3 protein-coding genes are annotated in these 3,862 nt (G+C 44.3%); all 3 read left to right on the top strand.

The window, feature by feature from the left end; translation table 11 throughout:
• The coding region (locus ACUVXA_RS17930) for an AMP-binding protein (protein ID WP_445872655.1) at positions 1–1,579 on the top strand (1,579 nt) is incomplete at its 5' end.
• Positions 1,580–1,746: 167 nt separating this feature from the next.
• Positions 1,747–3,450, top strand: coding sequence for a long-chain-fatty-acid--CoA ligase (locus ACUVXA_RS17925; RefSeq protein WP_445872654.1), 1,704 nt, complete (start codon positions 1,747–1,749; stop codon positions 3,448–3,450).
• A gap of 134 nt (positions 3,451–3,584) precedes the next feature.
• Positions 3,585–3,836 carry an enoyl-CoA hydratase/isomerase family protein gene (locus ACUVXA_RS17920; RefSeq protein ID WP_445872653.1) on the top strand — a complete coding sequence of 84 codons (252 nt, stop codon included), beginning with the start codon at positions 3,585–3,587 and terminating at the stop codon, positions 3,834–3,836.
• The last annotated feature ends 26 nt before the right edge of the window (positions 3,837–3,862 follow it).

The following is a 3,862-nucleotide window of genomic DNA, read 5'->3' as shown; positions in this document are numbered from 1 at the left end:
ACTGGCGGAGGAAGCCAGCGATAAGTGGCCTGACTCTGTAAGCATAATATTCTACGGGAGAGAGTTTACCCGAAAAGAGTTCAAGGATTACATTGACAGATTGACCACGGCTTATCAACAAAAACTGGGAATCAAGAGAGGAGACAAGATAGCAATATACCTGCCTAACTGCCCCCAATTCATAATAGCATACTTAGCCGGGCTGGCAGCGGGAGCAACCATGACCTGCATCAGTCCCCTCTTCGTCCCAAGGGAAATAGCGTACCAGATAAAAGATAGTGGAGCCCAAACCCTAGTAACCATGGACATGTTCTACAACAACATTGAACAAATAAAAAATGAGGTTAAACTAAAAAACATCCTCATTACCAACATAATGGGACAAACACCCACCGTGGAGGAGAACGTGAACCAGGGAATCTACCATATGACCAACCTGATCAGGGACACCACCCCTGACATAACTAGAATAAAGATAGACCCCACTAAAGAGATTGCTGTGATTCAATATACTGGGGGCACAACCGGTATGCCTAAGGGCGCACTCCTCACACACTATAACCTCATAGCAAACGCCCACCAAATCATACCACTAACGGAAGCATTAAAAAAGAGGTTCAATGAGAAGAGAGTAAAATCCATCAGCGTACTGCCATGGTATCACATATACGGTCAGACTTGTGAAATCGTGGCGGGTAACCTGATTGATTCAACCGCGGTGCTTTTCGCACAGTTCGATCCCGGAGCTATTCTCGACGCCATTAACAAGTATAAACCCTGGCTCTTCCTAGGAGTCTCCGCCATGCTTATTGCACTCTTGAATCACCCCAAGGCTCAAGAAACAGATTTCAGCTGCCTCAAATACATGAACATGGGAGCCGCCCCCACGCCAGACGAGGTTGCAAAACAGTGGAAAAAATTATCAGGACACCCGCTGAGCGAAGGCTACGGTCTAACTGAAACCAGTCCTGTAACTCACACTCGACCCGCCGAGTTGTTCGGCGAAAAACTGGGTAGCATCGGACCACCGATTCCTAATACGTTGGCAGGCATAGTGGACCCGGATAGTAACAAGTTTCTACCCATCGGTGAAATGGGAGAATTGGTTATTAGCGGGCCTCAGGTGATGCTAGGTTACTATAACAGGCCTAAAGATACCGAAGCAGTGTTCTTTGAAGCAGGGGGCTACAAGTGGCTCAAAACCGGAGACCTAGCCCGAATGGATGAGGATGGATACTTCTACATTGTGGATCGCACCAAGGACATAATCAAATACAAAGGACACAGTGTTTACCCCCGGGAAATAGAAGAAGTCATATTTGAGCACCCCGCGGTGCTAGAGTGTGCGGTGATCGGCGTACCCGACCCTGAGGCGGGAGAGAATATAAAGGCGTACATATCGCTTAAACCGGATTACAAGGGTAAGGTGACCGAGGAGGAGATGAAGAATTGGATTAAGGAGCGGGTTGCTGCCTACAAGTATCCCCGATATATAGAGTTCATCGACGTTATTCCTAAGACTATTGTGGGTAAGGTTCTAAGACAAGTGTTAAGAGAAAAAGAAGCCGAGAAAAAATAAGCTTCAAATCCTTTCTCTTTTTTAAAATATTTAAACCCTTGTTTGGAAATTTGATTAATAATTCTCTTGAGTTAATCTTTTTTTTAATCATTTATTTTATGATAGTGTTTATAAATTTGTAAACCAATATTTTTTCTAAAAACGATGCTTTAAGGGTGGTTTTAGAAATGTTTAGCTTTGGAAAAACTAAATTGCCGAACTATGTTAAGAAGAAAATTTGGTTGAAGAGTTATCCTCCAGGTTATCCTCAGAAGATTAAAGTGCCCAAAAAGTCTTTGCCCGAAGTATTCAGGGAAGCGGCGGAAAAGCATGGTGATGTGGTTAGCACCATTTTTTATGGTAAGGAATACACTCGTAAACAGATTATGGAAATGTCTGATAGATTTGCAACAGCACTCCACAACCTGGGAGTAAGAAAAGGTGACGTGGTAGCGATCTACCTTCCGAATTCCATTCATTTTATGGTAGCTTACTATGGCATTTTAAATATAGGAGCTACTGTTACCGCCATCAGTCCACTATTTGTGCCCCGTGAAGTCGCCTACCAGTTAAACGACAGCGGGGCAGAAACCATAGTAACCATAGATCTTTTCTACAATAACGTGAAACAGATTAAAGATGAAACGAAGCTCAAAAACGTTATCGTATGCAACCTTTTGGGAGAGAGGCTTCAGGTTGAAAGGGAAGACCTTGACAAAATATTGAACTTCGATGAACTAATTCAGAAAAACCCGCCTAACCCGCCAAAGGTAAAGATAAACCCCACAGAAGACGTGGCGGTGCTCCTGTATACAGGCGGCACAACTGGGCTGCCTAAGGGTGCAATGCTTACACACTACAACATGTTAGCTAACGCATTGCAGATAAAACCCATCACAGAAATGTTGAACAAAAAGTTAGGCATTGAGAGAACAGTTGCAATATCGGTATTACCTTGGTATCATAGCTACGGTCAGACGGTTGAGATAGTCGCCGGGGCCTTGTTAAACATTCTTGGCATCTGTTTCTCCCAGTTTGACCCAGTTCCGATTCTTGAGGCGATTCAAAAATTCAGACCCAACACATTTATTGCGGTTCCCGCTATCCTCATCTTGTTGCTGAATCATCCCAAGTCTCGCGAGGTTGACTTTTCCTGTTTGAAGTATCTCAATATGGGTGCTGCACCCACTCCTCTAGAGCTTGCTAGACAGTGGCAACAATTGTCTAGTAACCCTCTCAGCGAGGGTTACGGTTTAACTGAGGCTAGCCCAGTTACCCACTCTCGTTGCGCTCAGCTTTTCGGAGACGTGCCGGGTTCGGTTGGCCCCCCGATTCTGAACACTTTGGCGGGAATAGTGGATCCAGATACTAACGAGTTTCTACCTATCGGTGAAATGGGAGAGCTGGTTGTTAGCGGTCCTCAGGTTATGAAAGGTTACTGGAACCGCCCCGAAGAGACTGCGAAGGTGTTCTTTAAGGCAGGCGGGGTTCGTTGGTTGAAGACTGGTGACCTTGCACGGATGGATGAGAATGGACACTTCTACATAATGGATCGTACTAAGGACATAATCAAGTATAAGGGTCATAGTGTGTATCCACGGGAGTTGGAGGAGATTCTGTTTGAAAATGAGGCGGTCATGGATGCTACGGTGATTGGTGTGCCTGACCCCGAAGCGGGTGAGCAGATTAAGGCGTTTGTGGTTTTGAAACCCGAGTATAAGGGCCAGGTCACGGAGGACGATATTATTTACTGGTGCAGGGAGCATATGGCGGCTTACAAGTATCCCAGATACGTGGAGATTGTGGAGTTTCTACCAAAGAGTATGGTTGGTAAAACCTTGAGAAGGGTTCTAAGAGAACAGGAAACACAAAAAGCCAGAGTGAGTTTTTAGCATCCCCTCTTCTATTTTTTACTTTTTTAAATGTTGGCGTGTAAATATTTATTTAGTATGTAATTCTTTTTAAATTACATTTGTTGATTTTCTGTTTTATTGGATTTTATATGACTTGTTGGGTGGTGTTCTTTATGCCGCAGTTTGAAACGGTTCTATATGAAAAGAAGGGTAGGGTTGCAGTTATTACGCTTAACCGTCCTGAAAAATTGAATGCTTTAAATTCCCAGATGAATAAGGATTTGAAATATGTTTTTAGAGAGGCTAAGGAGGACCCAGAGATTCGAGCTATCGTTCTAACTGGTGCTGGTCGAGGTTTCTGTTCTGGAGCAGATATTTCGGATTTTGCGGGTGGCGTTACCGTTGTCCGAAACTTACCCATCTAGGACACTTCCAGATGGTGTTCGGTTCC

The organism is Candidatus Jordarchaeum sp. (assembly GCF_052745115.1).
This window is presented reverse-complemented; position numbering and strand designations above follow the sequence as displayed.

Bases quoted from the DNA above. Each gene is read 5' to 3' on its own strand.
- ACUVXA_RS17925 (WP_445872654.1), top strand. From the start codon at position 1,747: ATGTTTAGCTTTGGAAAAACTAAATTGCCGAACTATGTTAAGAAGAAA.
- ACUVXA_RS17920 (WP_445872653.1), top strand. From the start codon at position 3,585: ATGCCGCAGTTTGAAACGGTTCTATATGAAAAGAAGGGTAGGGTTGCA.